At 47.1% G+C, this 20,554-nt stretch carries 12 protein-coding genes; all 12 read right to left on the reverse strand.

Annotation, left to right across the window (positions count from 1 at the left end; translation table 11 throughout):
• Positions 1–23 precede the first annotated feature (23 nt).
• Complete coding sequence (locus HF638_RS07285; RefSeq protein WP_169479591.1) at positions 24–671, reverse strand: restriction endonuclease; 648 nt, start codon at positions 669–671, stop codon at positions 24–26.
• Between the two features lie 210 nt (positions 672–881).
• Entirely contained in the window at positions 882–3,683 is a 2,802-nt protein-coding gene (locus HF638_RS07290; RefSeq protein ID WP_169479592.1) for an alpha-mannosidase, read from the reverse strand.
• Between the two features lie 18 nt (positions 3,684–3,701).
• Entirely contained in the window at positions 3,702–4,526 is an 825-nt protein-coding gene (locus tag HF638_RS07295; protein ID WP_169479593.1) for a carbohydrate ABC transporter permease, read from the reverse strand.
• Between the two features lie 22 nt (positions 4,527–4,548).
• On the reverse strand, positions 4,549–5,415 hold the full coding sequence (locus HF638_RS07300) for a carbohydrate ABC transporter permease (RefSeq protein ID WP_091016580.1): 867 nt from the start codon (positions 5,413–5,415) through the stop codon (positions 4,549–4,551).
• Between the two features lie 67 nt (positions 5,416–5,482).
• Positions 5,483–6,862, reverse strand: coding sequence for an extracellular solute-binding protein (locus HF638_RS07305; RefSeq protein WP_169479594.1), 1,380 nt, complete (start codon positions 6,860–6,862; stop codon positions 5,483–5,485).
• Positions 6,863–6,941: 79 nt separating this feature from the next.
• Positions 6,942–8,243, reverse strand: a complete 1,302-nt coding sequence (locus HF638_RS07310) for a glycoside hydrolase family 125 protein (RefSeq protein ID WP_169479595.1) — start codon at positions 8,241–8,243, stop codon at positions 6,942–6,944.
• A 220-nt stretch (positions 8,244–8,463) separates the two neighbouring features.
• Complete coding sequence (locus HF638_RS07315) at positions 8,464–9,636, reverse strand: GntR family transcriptional regulator (protein WP_348982082.1); 1,173 nt, start codon at positions 9,634–9,636, stop codon at positions 8,464–8,466.
• A 154-nt stretch (positions 9,637–9,790) separates the two neighbouring features.
• Positions 9,791–9,973: a sporulation protein Cse60 gene (locus HF638_RS07320; protein WP_169479597.1), complete on the reverse strand. Its 183-nt coding sequence runs from the start codon at positions 9,971–9,973 to the stop codon at positions 9,791–9,793.
• A 143-nt stretch (positions 9,974–10,116) separates the two neighbouring features.
• Positions 10,117–10,878 (reverse strand): YheC/YheD family protein, encoded by a 762-nt coding sequence (locus HF638_RS07325; protein ID WP_169479598.1) that lies wholly within the window; start codon positions 10,876–10,878, stop codon positions 10,117–10,119.
• A gap of 199 nt (positions 10,879–11,077) precedes the next feature.
• Complete coding sequence (locus HF638_RS07330; RefSeq protein WP_169479599.1) at positions 11,078–16,327, reverse strand: S8 family peptidase; 5,250 nt, start codon at positions 16,325–16,327, stop codon at positions 11,078–11,080.
• Positions 16,328–17,019: 692 nt separating this feature from the next.
• Entirely contained in the window at positions 17,020–18,681 is a 1,662-nt protein-coding gene (locus tag HF638_RS07335; protein ID WP_169479600.1) for an exosporium glycoprotein BclB-related protein, read from the reverse strand.
• Positions 18,682–19,031: 350 nt separating this feature from the next.
• Positions 19,032–20,489, reverse strand: a complete 1,458-nt coding sequence (locus HF638_RS07340; RefSeq protein ID WP_169479601.1) for an alpha-L-fucosidase — start codon at positions 20,487–20,489, stop codon at positions 19,032–19,034.
• Between the last annotated feature and the right edge of the window lie 65 nt (positions 20,490–20,554).

Genomic DNA, 20,554 nt, shown 5'->3' on the forward strand with positions numbered 1-20,554 from the left:
ACTGAATACTATGCTATGTGTTTTCACTTACTCATCACTTTTTTTACATACTTTTCTGCCTTGTAATCTTTTCGAACCTCATGTAGCGTGTTGCTATTCGCTTCCGACCAGGATTCAAGTATCATCCTCGGTTCCCCTTCAATGGTGTCACGCGCCTCAATCATATCACCGTCTCTAAAAGCTTCAATCACATGAATTAGATCAGTTCGATCAATCAACTTTACAAAGTTAATACCGGCTAATGTCTCACACGATTCTGTGAAATGGGATGAAGTAAACACGATTGCTTTTTTAGCCTTGTAATATCTCATGCAAGAAAACACCTCTTGCACAGCGCTGATGCCGACTGGATACTCTATTGAGTATCGCTTTGCTTGGATGACATTTCTAACACCTTCCCGATCAGTGAAAACTACGTCTGCACCAAAATCGCGACTTCCTAACGTTTTGTAGACTCCTGAATAACCCAACTCAATTAACAATCTGTACAAGTACATCTCGAAGCCAGAGCCATCCTCCATCCTGTCTATATCAGCGATAGTAATGGCTTTTAAGTCGTAATTCTCCTCAAAAAGCACCGCTGATTTCTTTTGTTTACGTGCTAAACTAAGAACCCAAAGGCTAAGTGCAATGATCACTACAACGATGAATACAAATAAAATATAGATCATTAGGTGTACCTCCATTACAACAAACTAGCACAATAATACCACATTTTTCTATATTGGAAATTAATTATTTTATTGGATAAAAAGAACTTAGAACGAGTAATAACGTCGCTATAGCATCCTTCAATAAGACAATGTTTGAATAACAAAAACCTCCTGTCCACACTACCGCGAACAGGAGGTCCTTTAAAGTTATGATATTCAAAAATTAAATCAACGTAACGCATACCCTTGTGTAACAATCTTGTACCCCGATACCGTCTGGCTGTGCCCCTCCAGCGTGTCCTTAACCCGTTCCAGCACATCGCTCTCATAGACGGAGGCACATTCAACTCCGGGCTGAACGTTCAATTCAACCGGTTCGGAGTTCAAATTATACCAGCGAGCAATCAAATCTCCGGTTTCCTCTGCGATTTTCAGTGTAGAGAACGCCAGTGTCGAACCCTGTGTATTCCACGCCAACCATTGCTTGGACAGAGGCAGTTCCACCTTCTGCCCATCAGCTCCAGCATGACCTTCTTGCTCAAATGTATACGCCAGTGCCCCTAGCTGCACAGTCGTCCACGGAATCGGATACGTATAGGCAGTTGCACATGCACCTGACTGTGCCGCATCGCCTGCAAATGGAATAATCGCATATTCCACGCTTTGAGGTCCCAGACATTGAGCTTCCGGTGTTTCAAACACACCCCAGTCACCCAGTTCCGAAGAGGCGCGCAGTAGCGTAACCGCAATCGTACTGCCTTCTTTATGCTGCAAAATCTCGTATTCATTCAGCCCTTTGTTTGCAATCATCAAGCCATGATCACCATCGGTCACATGTACAAATGCCTGCTGATGCTGTGCATTACTCGGATTCACCCATTCTTTGGCCGGTGTATTGGAGCGTTTGGCGATTTCAAAGATGGAATCCGCATAATGATCCTCTGTCACTAGTCCTGATGGAAAGATTGCGCGCAGTCGATGATCCTTGGCCTGATTGTTAAAGTCAGACTTTACCTTGACCATATTACTGCCTGCTTCCAATGTATACGTTGTCGTAATCACAAGCGGAACAGTGTTTTTAACTCGCTGCGCCTTTCGTTCTGTAAAAGGAACCATTTGGCGTTTTTCAAGTTCGAACAGTTCATCTGCTTCAGCAGGAATATCCCAGTGTAATACACTTTCCATAACTGCCCGATACGGAGACTGCTCCATAATCCGCAGGTCTGCCTTCAGATGCTCCGTGGTCAGCGTTATTTCTCCGTCAGGCTGGCGATAGACGTATTCATTGCCGATATCACCCGTATTCTCATATGAATTCAATCCCCTGTATACCGCACCAGAGACCTTATCTTCAATCGTTGCCGTACCATTCTCTTCAACCGTCACCCGCAAATGACCATTCTCCATCATCATTCCCTGAACCTGGATGACTTCGCGCGTATCTGACACTTCAACAATCTCAGCAATCTCTGCTTGCTTCTCGACTGGAATGAGAGCATACGTCTTATAACCCAGAGAAGATACATCCACCGCCTTGAAAGTCACTCTTACTTTACGAGCCATATAAGGCTGTCGGAAACGGTCCTTCGGAAGTTCATAGCCGAAATGCGCACCCAGATCCTTGACTTCCGCCGAATACACGTGTCCATCCGAATCGACCAGCTGATACACTGGCAGTGCATCTTTTTCCACTTTCTGCGCAAGGGCTTGAGGATGAGGACCTTCTGGGAAAAATGCTTTATCCACAATCAGATCCATCTCCATGATTCCATTTCGATTCCATCCACTCGTGTTGAACACGGTAAACGGCACCGCTTCCTCTCCCCAAGCCTCAGCAGGTTGTACACGAATGGACTCAGCAATCGCCTGCGCGCTCTGGGAAACCAATTTCTCTGCAAGTTGTCTGCTCTTGGCGAAGCGGGTCACCATCTCACGGTGAACCTCATCGACACTGCATCCGCAGATGCTATCATGCGGGTGGTTCTGCATCAGCATCTTCCATGCATGTGTCAACAGATGATGCGGATAATCTTTTACCCCGGCTATTTGGGCCATGGCTGCCAGTGGTTCTGCTACTTTTTCAAGCAACGTCTGCCCCTGCTGATTCATCTGTTTCAGATAAACCCTTGCGGATGCTGTATTCACCAGTGTTCCCCAACCATCCGTGTGCTGACTGCGAAGCTCGCCCTCAATGGTCGCCAGATGCTCAGGCATTTCCTTCGTAACCGCCTCAATGTAATCGTCAAAATTAGAGTGGATAAATTCCACATCAGGATACAAGGCAGTTGCCGTGCGTAAAGCCTCAGGCAGATCCGTCTGGATCGGCTGGTGATCACATCCATTCATGAACAACAGATGTGGGGTCGAGGCGAATTTCTCGGCATCCTCCAGATTTTTATCCCAATATACTTGGGCTTTCTCCGGATCAACCGGAACTTCCATCCCATTGCAGTACCAGTTCGCGAACAAAATGCCGAGCACTTCCGAACCATCCGGCGAACGCCAGATCATCTCGGAATAGGGAGATTCATAACTGTCTGCATCAACCACGGCATTATTGAATCCGGTAGGCTTTACCCCACGCCCGAAGATCGCGTTATGAATGTCCGCCTGTTGCAGAATCTGCGGTGCCTGTCCCATATTTCCGAACGAGTCTGGGAAGTATCCCGTCTTGGATATCACACCCAAAGGTCGAGCATCACGATGACCGATGAGCAGATTACGCAAGTTGGCCTCGCTGCTGGTCAGAAACTCATCCTGTAACACATACCATGGACCAAAATGAATGCGTCCTTCACGAATATAGCGGTCGAGCCTCTCTTGCTGTTCGGGCCGAACCTGCAAATAATCTTCACGAATAATCGTCTGCCCATCCAGATGGAAATAACGATATTCCGGGTCCTGATCAAGCGTGTCCAGCAGTTTATCCATCAGCTCAATGAGCAGTACATGATGATGTTCATAAGGCATATACCATTCGCGGTCCCAATGGGTATGCGAGATAAGATGTGCCGTCTTTTGGGTTGTCATGTTGCGTACCTCCTGTCATTAACCTTTGGTTGCCCCGCCCATGCTGAAGCCCTTAGACATGTAGCGCTGGGAGAAGATGTACAGCACAACCGAAGGCATCGTATAAAGTAGTGAAAATGCAGCCAATCTGCCGTATTCAACCATGCCGTGGCTGCCGAAGAATTGATAAATTGTGACCGATGCCGGAAGTTTTTCCGGTGTCTGGAGCAGGATATAGGGCACGAAGAAGTTGCCCCAACTTCCCGAAAAGGTAAATATGGCTATCGTTGCGATACCAGGTAACATCAATGGCGCCACGATTCGTCTCAAACTACTCCACACGGACGCTCCGTCAATCCATGCCGATTCTTCCAAATCGATTGGCACTGAATCCATGAAGTTTTTCATCATCCAGATGCCGTAAGGAAGTGAGGATGCCGTCAGGAACAGCATCGTGGCAATGATGCTGTTTTGCATTTTGAAGAACAAAAACATTTGAAATACCGGAACCATCACGGCAGTAATCGGAAGAGCAGTCATGAACAGAATGGATAACAAGAAGCTTTTTTTGAATCTCATTTCATAACGGGATAAAGGATACGCAGCAAGAACCGATACCACAACAACTAATATCGCTTGCCCTCCCGACAGAATCAGGCCTACACCGAATGAACGAAGATTGCTCGAATCCCCGAGCACATCCTTGAAATTTTGAATGGTCCAGGTACTGGGCATTTTGATACCCTGTTGCGCGTTCGGGTCAAATGAAGCCAGAATGATCCAGAGCAGCGGCAATAAAAAACAGAGCCCTAGAAAGACTAGAATCCCGTACTGGATTTTGCGTTGAAGCCCATGTTTGACCATAGGGATCGAACCTCCTTCATGGTTACACTTTCACTTTCATGGATCGCATGTAGAACAGGCTGGCGATAATACCAATGAACAACAGAACCAACGAGATGGCTGTGCCGTATCCAAACTGATAGTTCACAAAGGCCTGGTTATACATGAAGATCGGCAAGGTTTGTGTCGAAGTACCCGGGCCACCACCGGTCATCGTATAGATCAGTGTGAACACACCCAGTGTCTGTAGGGTGACCAACATCATGTTGGTCACGATAGACCCTTTTACCATTGGAATTGTAATGTGTCTGACAATCTGGAACCCGGTGGCACTGTCAATAATGGCAGCTTCTTCGACTTCCTTCGGGATATCATCCAGTGCCGACTGATAGACCATCATTGAAAAGGCTGTGCCGTGCCAGATATTCGCGATAATGACACTAACCATAGGGAAACTGAACAACCATGAGATGGGATTCGCACCAAACCAGCCGAGGATCTGATTCAATGAACCATTGTCACTGAAAAAGGCCACCATACAGAATGCCACGACAATCTCGGGTGTCACCCAACCGGCAATGACGATGATGCCAATGACCCGGCGGAACGTCACATTTTTCTCCTTCATTAGAAGAGCTAGAATGAATCCAAGCAATACCTGACCAATCACTGCGGAGAAGATGAGAAAGACCAGCGTGCGCCAGACACTAATCCGGAAGTCCGGATCATGGAACATATTAATGAAATTCTGGAATCCGACAAACTCCAAACTCTTGGCTGCCGCACCGGTCAGAGCCATATTCGTAAAGGCAAAGCAGATCGTCAGAATGATGGGAACAATGAAAAACACAAGTAATAACAGTACGGAAGGCATTAGAAACAGAAATGAGCCTGGTGCTTTCCTTTTCATAAGTCACTCTCCATTCGAACCGGAAAAAGGGGAGATTGTGCCTCCCCCTCCGAATATATCGATATCCTTATTTCTCTTCGATGCTGTCGGCGCCAAGGGAACGGGATACGTTGTCCTTCAATTGCGTAACTCCCTCTTCTGGCGTCAGCTTGCCAGAGGCAATACTCTCAACAATGCTTTGCAATTGTGCGGATACCGCTGCATATTGATCATTCGCTGGACGGAAGTGGGCCACATTCAAGAGTTCCTGTGCTTCTTTGGTATATGGACGATCCGTATAACCTTCAACTTCTGTGGAATCATTACGTGGGCTGAGGCTACCTTCCGCTACTACGCGTGCAGTCGCATTTTCCTTATTCATTAGAAACTCGATAAATTTCCAAGCTGCTTCCTTGTTCTTCGCTTGTGCAGGAACCGACCAAGCCCATCCTCCAGACATCGTAGTTGCTCCAGGTTCTTCCCCATTTTGTGTCGGGAATGGTGCAAAGCCTATTTTCTCTTCAACGTTGGCGATTGGAGCAGCACCGTTCTCGGCCCATGTCGAACCTGCCCAGCTACCATCTACAGCCATCGCTAGTTTGTCTTGTGGGAACTGTTGCTGGAATGCAATACTGCCAGCTTGTCCATTCAAGGCCACCTGCATGGTTGGACCTGTTTTATCCGTGTTAAACACTTGATCTATGAATTTGAAGGAATCCAGCAGCCCCGGGCTGTTAACCACCCATTTCTTGCTGGTGTCGTTATACAGTGTATCTGCTGTACCATAAAGCAGCATTTCCAGCGTTTGCATGGTCACACCCTCACCGTTTGCTTTGCCCACGATCATATTAAGTGGCGTCACACCCGGCAGTTTTTGCTTGATGGTACGTGCTGCTTCGAGTACTTCTGCCCAACTTGCAGGTTTGAACGGAACTTCAAGTCCCGCCTGTTGAAACAGTTCCTTGTTGTACCAGATTCCGCGTGTATCCGAGGTAGCCGGAACGCCATACACCTTGCCGTCTTCACCGGTAACCCCTGCCTTCAGGTTGTCGATGATGTGTTCTTCCCAATCGGACCATCCCTGAACCTGTGAATCCAGTGGCTCCAGATATCCCGCAGCAGCATCGGATTTGATGATGGATGTATCTTCGGCAATGACATCAGGTGCCGTATCCGGAGATTTCATCTGCAAAACCATTTTGGACGTATAATCACCCTCACTAGCCAATACAGGCGCAATGTTGATTTTGATATCCGGGTTTTCTTTCTCAAATTGATCCACCAAACCTGATTGGAAAAACTTCGTAAGTGTATCTTCAGATCCTGAAGAACGGAACGATACAGTTACTTCCTTCTTGCCATCACTGGTTGTGCCTGTGCTTGAGCTTCCGCCCGAACAGGCTGTAGTAAGAATGAGCAAGGATGTCATAACTGCTGCTACCGGCATTTTCAATGATATTTTTCTCATGATTCGCTCTCCTCTTGTCGGAATTCAACGAACTCCGAACGTTATGATGTACTCGCAGGCTATCTCTTGCTTTCCTATCCTATTTCTGTACGCGGAATCCGCAATAATCCATCATCAGTTCACTAAAGAGCATGTTGGACCATGAAAACCATGGACGTGTATATTCATCTGGATTGTTGGCCGAAAAACCTTCATGGGTCAGTCCGGTATCCGCATCCGTCTTATGGATGAGCTGAAGCAATCTTAGTTTCTCATTGCGATCCTCTGTAGTTAGCCCCTGCATCGATAAAGCGATATGCCAGATGTACCCTTCCGGTGTATGCGGACTACCGATTCCAGCAGCAGCTGTTCCCTCATAAAAATACGGGTTGTGCGTGGATAAAATGAAACGGCGTGTATTCTGATACACCTTGTCATTCTCATCTACATATCCGAGATAAGGTAAAGACAGCAGGCTCGGCACATTGGCATCATCCATCAGATTGTAATTGCCCTTCCCATCCGTTTCGTACGCATATATGGTTCCATATTCCGGATGTTCAAAGGTGCCATAATCCTGAATACCTTTGTTGATCTGTTCCTCCAACTGCTTAGCATTCGCTGCCAACGATTCATCCTCGAGCACAGCTTCAGCAATTTCTTGTAGATATCGAAGCGCCACAACGGCGAACATATTGGATGGAATCAGATAACCATATTCACAACGATCGTCGCTGGGACGGAATCCCGACCAGGTCATGCCTGTATAGGCTGTTTCAGTACCTCGTCCTTCACGGCTGAGCGTATCGGTCTCGGGAGCATCCAGACGTTGGAACGTGTAGGGTGATTTCGTCTCATGATGTTGCTCCACTTGCCATAACTGCATGATGATCTGGGCTGCTTTGCGGAACGTATCATTGAATTGAGTTGTTCTTCCCGTGTTCTTCCACAAGAGATAACTGAGCTGAATCGGATAAGCCAGAGAGTCGATCTCATACTTCCGTTCCCAGATCCAATCATTCATCTGCGTCAGGTCTTCCTGATGTCCTTTTCCACTCTCCGTCTCATTAAAAGCGTTTGCATAAGGGTCCAGGAGAATATAATTCAATTGACGTTCAACCAGTCCAGCGATCATGTCCGCGATATCTTCATCCTCTGAAGCGAGAACCAGATAAGGTCTGACCTGAGCGGCAGAATCACGTAACCACATGGCAGGGATATCTCCCGTAATCACAAAAGTTGTTCCATCTTCTTTGCGCTGAATCGTGGTCAGCATCGTATTGGTAAAACAATTTTTGAACATTTGGTTAAGTTCCGGATAATCCGGCATACGTTTGTTAACCTGATCAATCATGTCGTATATCGAGGGGGAAATGTCTTGATCATCTCTGGGTGTCAGCATGTTGTCCTCCTTATGTAATCCAGTTTGTTAACCGCTTTCATCATCCTAAAACGAATATAATGTTATGTCAATATATTTATTTGTATATTAGCATGTTATTTTAATTTAAAGACACTAAATAATATACCATTTGAAGCAATTATCCCCTTTTTATCCACACAAAAAGAGACCTCGTTTACACGAAGCCCCTGATTAACACAATGAATATTAAGTTGCTATATTAACCCTTTTGTTTCACCATACTCGTTGATTCCCCCTTCACCAATCGGGCAGGAAGAACGACTCTGTTCACTGCAATTTCGTTGTTCTGCATACTTTGAAGCACCATCTCAAATGCCTGTTTTCCCATATCAAACTGGCTTTGTCTCATATGTGTTACACGGCTGCCTTCGGCAGCGTTCGGACTATCAAAGCAAATGATGGACACATCTTCCGGAATTCTCAGGCCAAGCCGATCTGCTGCCTGTTCTGCAAGTAAAGCAATATGATACTCTGCAGCAAAGAGTGCGGTAATCTGCGGGTATTTCTGTAAATGTTCCACCAGTGTCTCCACATCACGTACCTCGACTTGAGGATCGAACACATTGGGCAATGTCGAAAGAAAAGATTCTAACCACAGTTCCCTGTTTACCAGAACTCCTTGATCATTGTGAGCTTCAATAATGCCTTCAATTCGTTCTTCGATCGGTGTGGTGTTCGCCGGAGGCTGTGTCAGAAAAGCGATGTGGCGGTGACCAAGGTCGAACAGATAATTTGTTCCTTCTCTCGCTGCACCTACGTTATCCGTACTGACAGATGAAGCCGGAATGCCTTTCAAATACCGATCAATCAGGACAAACGGGAATTTGTTAACGACCAGTTTAAGAATCTCATCGCTGAAGTATTCTCCCTGTGCCGGGAAGATAATTAATCCGTCTACACCCAGTTCCAGCAGTTCCTGAATGCTCTGTTCCTCCTGCTCCGGTATCCCGAAGGATCTTCTAAGTACGAGAAAACAATCATGCTCTCGCGAAGCTTCTTCCATCCCATATAACAGTTCTGTACCATACATATCACTGAAATTAGTAATGACCAGACCAATGAGCAGCTTCTTCTCTGGATCTTTAACCGAAGCACGCGGAGCAGATTTGTTAGGTCTTTCCTGTAACATATCTGCCGTATCAGCTACAAAAGAACCCCGTCCCGGCTGACGAACAATCAATTGTTCACTCGCCAACATCTCAAGCGCTTTTTTCGTCGTAATCCGGCTAACTCCGAATTCATCACATAATTCCTTTTCCGAAGGAACACGCTCACCCACTTGATATTGATGAAGCTGTATCCGTTCACGCAAGGATTCAAAGATCTGTTCATACATCGGCTTGGATGCCGAGTCTTTCCCCAATACAAGCACCTCCATAAATACCCATACTTCTCATGTTCTACATCCTAATATATCATGTTATATCATTAATGTGAAGAAAGAGACGACTCACCTTCTGTCATATGAGCGCAAAAGAAAAAGCATCCCCATGGAATGCTTCATTTTCTAAAGTTCATGATTAAATTTATTTGGCGTACATAACCATAGCCGAGAAATGATTTATAACATAACCACCGTTAGAAACGACTACTTGAGAATACTTGATATCCACTACATTTACAGTATTGATCCCATTTAAAAATTCATTCATTTCTTTCTCCAACTCTACAGTACTTGCATTTTCAAATATTTTCACTTGTGTTCTCATCGTTCATCTCCCTATCCATCTGATAATGACTTAAGGGATATTATACGTCTTCGAGGCATTTAGGTCGCATATCAAACTGTCGTACGCCCATCAACCCTTGTGGAACCTTGTATTTTCTAACTTCTTTTAGACTCCGTTATCAATTATGGTTTATTCTGACGGTCATATCGAATCACCTTGCGATACATCGTCTTGTCCTTTAACTGATTGAAAATATAGGGATCTGGCTTGGCATTCACCTCAATAATCCATGGCGTTAGACTTCGATCAAGCCCGATATCCACCCCAATGCTCTTCAAACGAGTGTACTTCTTACTCATGTGTCGAGCGATGTCAATGCCCAAGCGGTTCATCTCCTGGATCAATTCATTAATCCGGTTGTCAGAAACATGGGATTTCAGCAAGGTGTGAATGCTCATTGGCTTGGCACCACTATGGTAGTTGGTCACAATTTTCTTCGGATGACCCAGTCGGCCGATGACCCCCGTCGCTTCCCATTTCTGCCTGGGATTCAATTGCACCATTACCCGTATGTCAAAGCGCCTGTTATTATGTTGCAAGAGATGGATACCTCGCTGAATGAGATAGCTTTTATGCTTAACATGATGGGTCAGACTTCGATGGAACGACTCGAAACTGTTGAACGTCTGACGCTTTTGATGGATCTGGTAGGCAAAATGGTGATGATTGTCCATCTCAGCCTTAATGACTCCCATTCCAAAGGTGCCTATCTCGGGTTTGATATACACCATTCTATATTTCCCCAGCATGGACTTCAGGTTAGATTGGCTAAATCGCTGCGTATCAGGGATAAATGGTTTGATAGCCGAGTTATTCAGCAGTATTTTGGTTTTGAGCCATTTACTTCGTAAAGGTTGGGATCGTTGTAATGCATCAACGCCCACAGTTCACTCCTCCTGTTATCGTATTTGTTGATCCTAATGCTGCAAACCATGCAGTATATGCAATTTTCTCGAACTAATCTTAGGCTTCAGATGTGAATCGAGATATAACAAAAAGCCGACATGCCAAGATACCTTGGCTCATCGGCTTCATGCTTAGATAGTCAAAACGCAGTTAACATCCGGTTCACACTTTGAATAATTAAGGTTGCAGACCCTCAGTGGACGGTAAACCAGATTCATTAGATTCCGTCTCTGCTGGGCTCGAATCTGGTTCTGGAACTGATTGTTCTTGTGCTGCGCTGACGAACAATCGTCCAGCTGCTTCCGTCTCTACTTTATTGCCAGCTGCATCCTGGGCACGAATCACGATAACTCCGCCCTCAAGAACAAGGGATGAAGGTGTAGTGTACGTGCCTGTGTAACGACCAGGCGCAGTCTCCACCAATGGAATCTCTCCTGCCCCTTGGGCATTCAGATTCAGCGGTAGCTGAATTCGGAAAGAGGCTTGCAGACCAGGTTTACTGTCAAATGAAACGGTGACACTCTCCCCTGATGTGATGCGAACATCTTCAGCTGGCGTAATGTTCGTAAGTTCTGGCAATGCCGTTTCCACGTAGACGGTACGCGTTACGGTTGTTTTGTTGCCAGCGATATCGGTTGCTGTAATGGTAATCGTGTTCTCGCCTTCATTGACCAATACGCGATGACTGAAGCTTCTGTCTTTGCCCACTTGTACGGTTTGTCCGTTAACGGTTACTTTATCGAGGAATTGTTCCACGACATTACCCGTTACGTGAACCACTTCTGCATTGATGCGATCCCCTTGAGCAGGCGTGAGAATCGTCACTTGCGGTTTGGTCTGATCCAGAATAAGGACGACGGGGAGTGAACGGTCGGTTGTTTTGCCATCCACCACTGCCTCGGCAGTAATCGCATTAATCCCAGAACGGAGTTTCACACCGTACGAGAATTTCCCATTTGCCACGGTTGTAGTGCCAGCCAGATCCTTGCCGTTGTAAAACTTGATCTGGGCACCGGATGCCGGAGACGTTCCCGATATCGTAAAAGTTGACTGATTCGTGTATGTGTTCGCTGGTGTCGTAAGCACAGGTGCATTGACCGGATATCTCACAACTGCACGAATCATGTAGTTACCTTCTTCTGCAGGTGAAGTGCTCCATGCGCCACCTACTCGCTGCCAGCTTCGACCTGCATTCGTACCATTCTCATCAGTAGCCAGTCCCGGAGCACCAGTTCCAGCTACACTCTGTACATACACAATATAGAAATCACCTGTTACAATGACCGGTTCCGGGAATTCAACGGTTGTCCATTGATCGTTACGAAGTGCAGTACCGTCAAATGGTCCAGCCAGTTGTCGTCCCGGAGCGCCGCCAGTACCCGAAGCATCATAGACGGCATATTGGAACGCTGTACCTCCAGGTACAGGCCATTCGGTGTTCCAGAATCGGAACGATGCACCTGTCAGTTGAGCGGTCTCCAGCTCTGGTGTCATTCGAACTGCCCAAGCGTTATCCGCAGCGTTAAAAGCTCGTGCGTTCTCTGCTGTTCCATCATCATAAGCAATTTCCCCTGGGAAACCGATGAATGGTTTCAAGGCAACATTCGCCTCTGCCGTACCATTACCAGGTACAGTTACAGTAACGGTCTTACTGTAATAATCCGCAGCCCGGATGGACAGGGTATAACTTCCTTCCAATACCTTAATAACGAAGCTGCCATCTGAACCTGTGCGAACTTCACCTACCTTGGCATCTTCTACCACGAGGACGGAAGCATCAGCCAGTGGTTGTCCTGTCCGTTCATCGGTTACTACACCTTCAATCTGTCCATGCGGGATTGCCTCCAGATTAAAGTTGGCTTTGGCTCCACTGCCATCGGTGATCGTTACCTGCTGAGTTCGAGGATAATATCCGTATGCCTCAGCTTTTAACGTGTAATCACCCGCTACGTGTGTGAAGCTATACTTGCCTGTAGCTGAATCCGTCTTCACCGAACGTCCGGTTTCCAGTACGGTAACCGTTGCACTGGCAGGCAGGCTTTGTGGATTAACCGAACCTGTTTCTGGTTTTTCAACTTCCGGTTGTTGCTGTTTCGTTTTATTAAATTCGGCTTTGTCAGTCCGTGAAATTTTGTACCATGGGTTATCATAGGACGGTTTCGGTTTGTCGCTATTAAGCACAACGGCACTGTCCTCGGTTACGGTCTCCGCAGCAACACCCAGTACACGGAAATCATCAATGAACCAGCCTGTCTTCACAACACTGTTGTCTGACGTCAGACGGAACCGGAATTGAACTTCATTGCCGGTAAGTGCATCGAGGTCATAGAATACCGGTGCCCATTGTTTGCCGTTTGTACTGTGTGAGAATTTGCCCAATTCTGACCATGTGGCTCCACCATCCTTGGTGACTTCCACATAACCGTAATCATATCCACTCTCAATCTCGTACCAATGATTAAACGTAAGGGTTCCTTCGGATACATCCGTCAAATCAATGACCGGAGATACGAGTGAATAGTTGGAGCCATTCTCGTACGTATTGTCGAGATCAGTCGCCCAGACATTCGGCGGAGATACAGCGCTGGCAGGTCCCGTTACCGGAATGCCCCGTTCCCACTCATCTTTGGTTCCCGAATGAGTCCAGCCATTATCATCACTGCCGTCAAAATGATCGATATAGATGTCCTGAGGCACCTCTACTGTAATGGAAACCTCATTCGACTTGTCGCTTTCATTTCCACTATAATCAAGTGCGGCAACGGTATAGTAATACGTCGAATCCGTCACGGTAGACGTATCCGTAAACGTTGTTCCTGTTGCAGTTCCAATGGATTCATAACCTGTACCTGCTGTTGTGGAACGATATACGATATAGGATTCGAGATCCTCATCGCTCGGTCCAGTCCAGCTCAAGGCTACATTGCCCAGAATATCAGCAGTCGCAGACAATCCGGCAGGTGCCCCTGGCGCAATCTCATCCAAGGCTTCTACTGCGAAATCATCAATGTACCAACCCGCCTTTTGCACCGAGTTATCACTGGTCAGATTGAATTTGATAAATACCTGCTGTCCCGCGTATTCGCGAAGGTCCACATATTGTTTCTTCCAGTTACCACCAGCACCCGTGAAGCTCAGCAACTCTTCGAACACATAGTCGCTGTCCTCGGAAGCAATGTATACCTTACCAAAGTCGATGTTATTCTCCAAATCATACCAGTGTTTGAAGGATAATAATGCACCTTCCGGACTCTCGGTAAGATCGATTGGTGGCGCAAGCAGATATGCGTTACTATTCGCCACATAAGTCCCTTGCAGGTTGGTTGCAATCACCTTGTCACCGGAGTATGCACTTCCAGGACCACTGCCTGGCGCTCCCCATACCCAGGTACTTCCGGTCCCGCCAGTGGTGAAGCCCAGCTGATCTTCTTCAAAATCCTGAAGATATCCTGGCTGAACACCATTGGACACAGCCACTTTGTATACCTGACTTTCGAATCCGTTGTTGCCGTAATCGTTCACGCGGATATAATACTCCACGCCTTGTGGCTCAATAAGAAATGCAGGAATGGTCGCTGTATACGTACCATCTTTGCTATCGCCAGCAATTCGATTCATCGGCAGATAAACGTACTGGTTGGTACCTGTCGTTTTGGCAAAAGCCTCAACGGAGACTACTGCGACATTATCTGTCACATGAGCGGTTAATGGTATATCGATGCCTGTAAAGGCAGAATTGACAGGGGTATGCGCCAGTACTGGCTCTTCCAGATCATCTCCGGCTGTAACTACTCTGCCGGATACCGTACCGATTCCTTCGAGTACAGAACCCACAGCATCGAGGGCATTAATGATGCCGTGACCGTAACCGTTATTAGGGGAGGTCGGATATTGACTGTCCGTTCTCGGTGTTGCTGTATCTGTAATGATCTGCTCCAGCTGATCCACAGTAAGGGAGTGGTTGGCCTGAAGCAGGAGTGCAGCAAGCGCAGTTGTATGCGGACCTGCCATCGACGTTCCATTCCAGCCTCCCTCATATACACCACCCGGAACTGCTGAGCGGATATTTACCCCAGGGGCAGATACTTCTGGCTTGATCTCACCATACGGAGATGGACCCAGCAGTGAGAAGGATGCCAGGTTACCATTAATATCTGTGGCTCCCGTAGCGAAACTTTCAGGGTAATTGGCAGGGTTCGCGACAGAGCCGGGACCACCCGGATTCGTCAATCTTACATTCCCTGCAGAGAACTCGGGAAAGATCTGCGCATCACGCCAGGCTTGGACCATAGGCCGGAACCATTCATCCAGTCCTGCGCCTCCGCCCCATGAGTTGTTCACGACATCCGGTGCAAGTTCAGGATGCAGATTGCCTTCCGCATCGACCGGAGCAATCAACCACTGTCCACCATCCAGAATAATGGCATCTGTTGTTTCCGGATTGAATATCCGCACACCAATCCATTTCGCACCGGGAGCAACCCCGATCTGGTTGGTGCCATCTGCTTCAGAGCCAACCATCGTACCCATCGTGTGAGTACCATGTCCGTCTTCGTCCGCAGGAAGGGAAGCATTACTGTGCGGATCATACCAGCTTAGTTCAGGATCAACGATATTGCCCGCAGCATCCAATCCCCGCCATTTGCTGCGAAGCGCAGGGTGGGTATAGTCTACACCGCTGTCCAGATTGGCAACGACAATCCCTGTTCCATCGATGCCCCGATCCCAAACGGCTGGCGCATTGATGTAATTCAGGTTCCATTCCACGTTCTCAGTTGCAAGCTTGTCCTTGGCCGCTGGTTCTTTGTCTTTGACTCCGACTGCGGAGTCCTTTGCTGGCGCTTGGACAGCATCTTTGGCTGGTGCCGCAGTCGCCGGTTCTTTACTCACTTCCGCTTTCTGTAAGTATCTTGTCTCATTCGGTAGAATCTTCTCTACCTCAGGCAGCAGTGCAATCTGCTCCAAAACTTCTTTGGTACTCGTTACTGCCAATGAATTGACGATAAAATAGCTTTTATATTCTTTGACCTTGCCCAGGTCAATTTCCTTTTCCAGATAACTTTCCAATGTATATTGTGTACGTGAGGCCGTTTCCCGCAGAGAGCTGACGACCGAATTCCGAACGGACAGCTTCGTGGCTGAGGCCGTTTGTTTGGCGATCGTCGCCTTTTCCAGGGCCTGTTTGGAGACCGCTGCTGTATCCACCTGCTCCTTCATTTTCACCAGATAGGTAACATATTCGCTACCTTCAAATTCTTTGGATAACTTGGCGTTTACTTTGGATTCCGAAACTTTGGCGAGTCCAGATTTCATATCCAATTTGGATGATGGGGAGTTTTCAGCTGAAACCGGATGAACGATCGAAAATGCAAGGAGAAGCGAGAGCCCCATGGAGATGGGCTTGCGTAACCGATTAATCTTTATCAAACTTTTCCACTCCTTTTACCCGGTTTTTTAATTTAGTCTGGTACATATGCCCTTCTCTGCAGAATAAAACGGCAAAACCACCTTTATTGCGGACGAAATATACGCCCTCGTTTTCACATAAAGCCTCACCTCCTTTACAGGTCTGGTTAGGGAACAATATGAGTCAGAAGAGATAACTGGATCATTCTATGATTTTTCGCTTGGAAGTTTAGGAGATAGAACAACTCGGGTTAAGCCATGAGAGTGAACGGTGTGGGTGTTTGAGTAATGCAACGAGAGTGAATGTCTATAAGCATTCATGTGGAAGGGTGATCTGGAGCGTTAGCAGAACGCTTGCTAAGGAGTTGTGAATATGAATTTCGATCGTGGTTCGAGTGAGTTAGAAAACAGTTTAAATTACATATAATAGTCAATTAGGAATTTAATTGGATTTTATTGGTATAGTATAAAATCATTATTCGATATATACAAGCACTTTTATTGAAAAATATAGAAAATAAGTCTATTTAATGCTTTTATATGTCTCATGTCGCTTACTTATTTCATCTCACATTTCGTATTTACGCATTTCTTTTGCTGAATAATAGATCTCAACAGTTCTATATAACCAAGACTTGATACTCAAGGTTTCCATTCAAGAAAAAGAACGACATGAGAATGCTCATGTCGTTCTTATCAAAATTTATATCTCATCATGTAATGTTCACGCCGCCACTTGCATAACCAACAACGGTATTCACAAGAGAAAGTCCGGCTGCCGTTGCCGAGAACACCAGTAGCAGACGTGTCTGTGCAGTCACAGGTATAGTCAATCCGGTTGTTATGCCATTGGAGATACTACCCAATGCAATAATACCTGTGAGTGGAGGAGCCAGTGTAACGACGGCCCCTGGAACCGCAGTAAATGCATTATTCGGAGTAGGTGAACTGAACAATTGCGCAGTGATGGTCACCGTTGAACCAACCAAGGCCAAGGCTGCTGTGGTACTGAAATAGGCAGCAATCGAAGTTATAACGCCATCCCGTGGAACAGAGAACGCAAAGTTTATTAGTGGTCCGACAATCGTTCCCGTTAGATCAATTGTGCCACCCAGAATGCTGACTCCTGTTGCCGAACTGCCGAAACCGATAAGGCTTGTCGTTCCGACCAGTCCACCAAGAATCGTTGTGAGTATGGCTGGTCCGCCAGAAGCAAACGGGATAATGGCTCCTGAACCAGTAGCCCCGGTAACACCTGTAGATCCAGTTACACCAGTAAATCCTGTTACGCCCGTGACGCCCGTAAGACCTGTCGTTCCTGTCACACCCGTAAGACCCGTGGTTCCTGTCACGCCCGTGACACCCGTGGTTCCTGTCACGCCTGTAAGACCCGTTATTCCTGTCACACCTGTAAGACCCGTGGTTCCTGTCACACCCGTAAGACCCGTGGTTCCTGTCACACCCGTAAGACCCGTGGTTCCTGTCACGCCCGTAAGACCCGTTATTCCTGTCACGCCCGTGAGACCCGTGGTTCCTGTCACGCCCGTGAGGCCCGTTGTTCCCGTTACGCCTGCTGCACCTACCGCACCTGTATCTCCAGTTCCCCCTATGCTTCCCGTAGCCCCAGGATCACCCGTCACCCCTGTAGCCCCAGTTGTACCTGTGGCTCCACCTGACGGGCCAGCTGCCCCCGTAGCACCTGTTACTCCTGTGGCACCCGCTATTCCTGCCGCGCCTGCTGTACCAGGGGGGCCTTGGGCACCCGCAGGTCCCTGAGCACCAACAGCCCCCGGAATGCCAGCTGGCCCGACTGGACCAATAGGTCCCGCTGGACCTGCACCCCCTTGAGAACCTGCCGTGCCTGCCGGCCCTTGTGGACCAGGTACGCCCTGAGGGCCGGCGGGTCCAGCAGGACCCTGACCTCCTATGTTTCCAAGCCCTGTTGTGATAGCCACTTCGGTCGCCCGGATCAAAATGACCAACTGATCTTTCTCAGCCGAATCGATATTTCCTTGTAAAACGAGGGACAAGAGCAGATCCAGCAATTGCTGCAAATTGGTTCCTACACCGATTCGAGAAAAGGGTACGACCTCGGCAGATGCAATGGCTAGCTCCAAAACTGCTTCGAGGTCTGCCTTGGTCCCCTTTTTCAAATCCGAATCATGAACGAAAGCCCGTAATTTACGCAGCGCCTCAATCAAGAGTGACACATTGAGTGGAGTGGGATTGGCAAAAACCTGTACAATTGCCCCTTTCAACTCACCAATCAGCTTGAGAAGTAATTCGGCTTCTTCTTCAAAGCACTTGTGATGTTCTTCTTTTCTACTCTTTTTAAATCCACTTCCGCCAAATCTTATCCGTTTCTTTGGCTTCATCTGTCGGGATCTCCTCCTCAGTGAGTCAACTTACTCATTCCGTCATTGTTTTTTCGAGATATTATGCAGCAAAGATTAGTCAACAGGAAGAAGTCCGGCAAGCCATACTGACAGCACTTAGGTTAGATATATTCGCCACATGACCTGAATATCTCTATCCGCGAGTGGACATACATCTAGAAATTCCTCGTTATTTCCCGCATCGTGCGGTTATGCTAAAAAGGTGAATCAACCTCAAAAAAGCGCATTCCGGTGAGTAACCATACTCCGGAATGCGCCTTTTTGAGGTTCAATAGTATTGAGAACTAACGTGGTTTATCTTGCTCGTTTCCCCTTCTTATCAAATGAACTTAATCCAATTCAATTTTGAAAACAACCGGCGCATTACTCTTCACGTTGGTTGTGGTGATCGTCAGAGCGTCCGCTGTTCTCTCCCATTGCGGTTGTTCCTCGTAACCAAGTACCTGAATATCTTGGATAACGCCTTGAAAATGATGAGAATGTTCCTTCAGCGATTTAATGTGAATCACCCCGTTATCCGGGTAGGCAAGAACTGTCGCATACAGACAGCTTTCTTTTACCGTAAACCGTATATCTTCACTCGTGAATACCTTCGTATCCCCATCCGTGAATTGCCCTTCCTTCACCTCTGTTGGGCCCTCGCCAAACGTACGCCAGAATGACGTGTCATATATCGCTTCCCCATTCACTTCCAGCCACTTGCCGATGGTTAGCAGGATGTCCCTATCTTCATCCGGTATGCTGCCGTCTGCTTTGGGTCCAATGTTCAGCAGCAGGCTTCCGTTTTTGCTTACAATATCGACGAGATCCCGAAGGATTTCCTCGGCCGTTTTATAGTTATTATTTTCCGTGTAACACCATGAGTTTTTAGCGACAGCCGTATCCGTTTGCCAAAAATAGGGCTTGAGCTCAGCGAACTGCCCCCGCTCCACATCCGGAACGGCGCTGCCAAACATATAGGCCTCATGTTTATAATTGACCGCTACAGGCACGCCCCATTCTTCGCCCTTGTTATAATAATAAGCAGTGAATTTCTTCAAGTAGGGTTTGAATGCAACGGTTTGAATCCACCAATCGAAATAGAAGACCTTCGGCTGATATTGATCCACCAGTTCACAGCAACGAATCAACCAGTCTTCCAGATACTCCTCGGTTGGAGGCGAACCATACAGATCATGATGATCCGGTTCTGGCATGGCAGGCCAATAGAAATCACCTCGCTTCAGGGGCTCCTGAATGTCTGACTCAAATTCCTTCCCGTGAGACATGAAGAACCAATGCTCCGCACGGTGGGACGATACACATAAGGTTAATCCCTGCTTCTCATAAGCGACCTTCATCTCACCCAGAAGATCCCGTTTGGGGCCCATTTCATATGTGTTATAGTGAGAGATATCGCTCTTGTACATCTGAAAACCATCGTGGTGCTCGGCTACAGGCATAACATATCTGGCTCCGGCCTGTTTGAATAACGTGGCCCATTCGTCTGCATCGAACTTATCAGCACGAAACATCGGAATGAAGTCTTTATAACCAAAGTCCTTATGAGATCCATACACCTCAAGGTGATGTTCATAAGCTTTGGAGCCCTGGATGTACATATTACGCGAATACCATTCGCTATCATAAGCTGGGACGGAATATAGCCCCCAGTGGATGAAAATTCCGAATTTTGCTTTTTGGTACCATTCGGGAACTTGAAAAGCGCTAAGCGAACTCCAGTTGTCTTTGAATTTACCGCTCTCAATCGTTGCTTCGATCTGTTGCAAATATTCGTTTTTATCCATGTTATATTCTCAACCCTTCCGTTATTGTCTGCATTTGTATTGTAGTGCTACGGCGGAAGGATAGA

Source organism: Paenibacillus sp. SZ31, from assembly GCF_012912005.1.
Classification (GTDB): domain Bacteria; phylum Bacillota; class Bacilli; order Paenibacillales; family Paenibacillaceae; genus Paenibacillus.

Excerpts from the sequence above, each read along its gene's own strand:
- HF638_RS07285 (WP_169479591.1), bottom strand. The coding sequence starts at position 671 with ATGATCTATATTTTATTTGTATTCATCGTTGTAGTGATCATTGCACTT.
- HF638_RS07290 (WP_169479592.1), bottom strand. The coding sequence starts at position 3,683 with ATGACAACCCAAAAGACGGCACATCTTATCTCGCATACCCATTGGGAC.
- HF638_RS07295 (WP_169479593.1), bottom strand. The coding sequence starts at position 4,526 with ATGGTCAAACATGGGCTTCAACGCAAAATCCAGTACGGGATTCTAGTC.
- HF638_RS07300 (WP_091016580.1), bottom strand. The coding sequence starts at position 5,415 with ATGAAAAGGAAAGCACCAGGCTCATTTCTGTTTCTAATGCCTTCCGTA.
- HF638_RS07305 (WP_169479594.1), bottom strand. The coding sequence starts at position 6,862 with ATGAGAAAAATATCATTGAAAATGCCGGTAGCAGCAGTTATGACATCC.
- HF638_RS07310 (WP_169479595.1), bottom strand. The coding sequence starts at position 8,243 with ATGCTGACACCCAGAGATGATCAAGACATTTCCCCCTCGATATACGAC.
- HF638_RS07320 (WP_169479597.1), bottom strand. The coding sequence starts at position 9,973 with ATGAGAACACAAGTGAAAATATTTGAAAATGCAAGTACTGTAGAGTTG.
- HF638_RS07335 (WP_169479600.1), bottom strand. The coding sequence starts at position 18,681 with ATGAAGCCAAAGAAACGGATAAGATTTGGCGGAAGTGGATTTAAAAAG.
- HF638_RS07340 (WP_169479601.1), bottom strand. The coding sequence starts at position 20,489 with ATGGATAAAAACGAATATTTGCAACAGATCGAAGCAACGATTGAGAGC.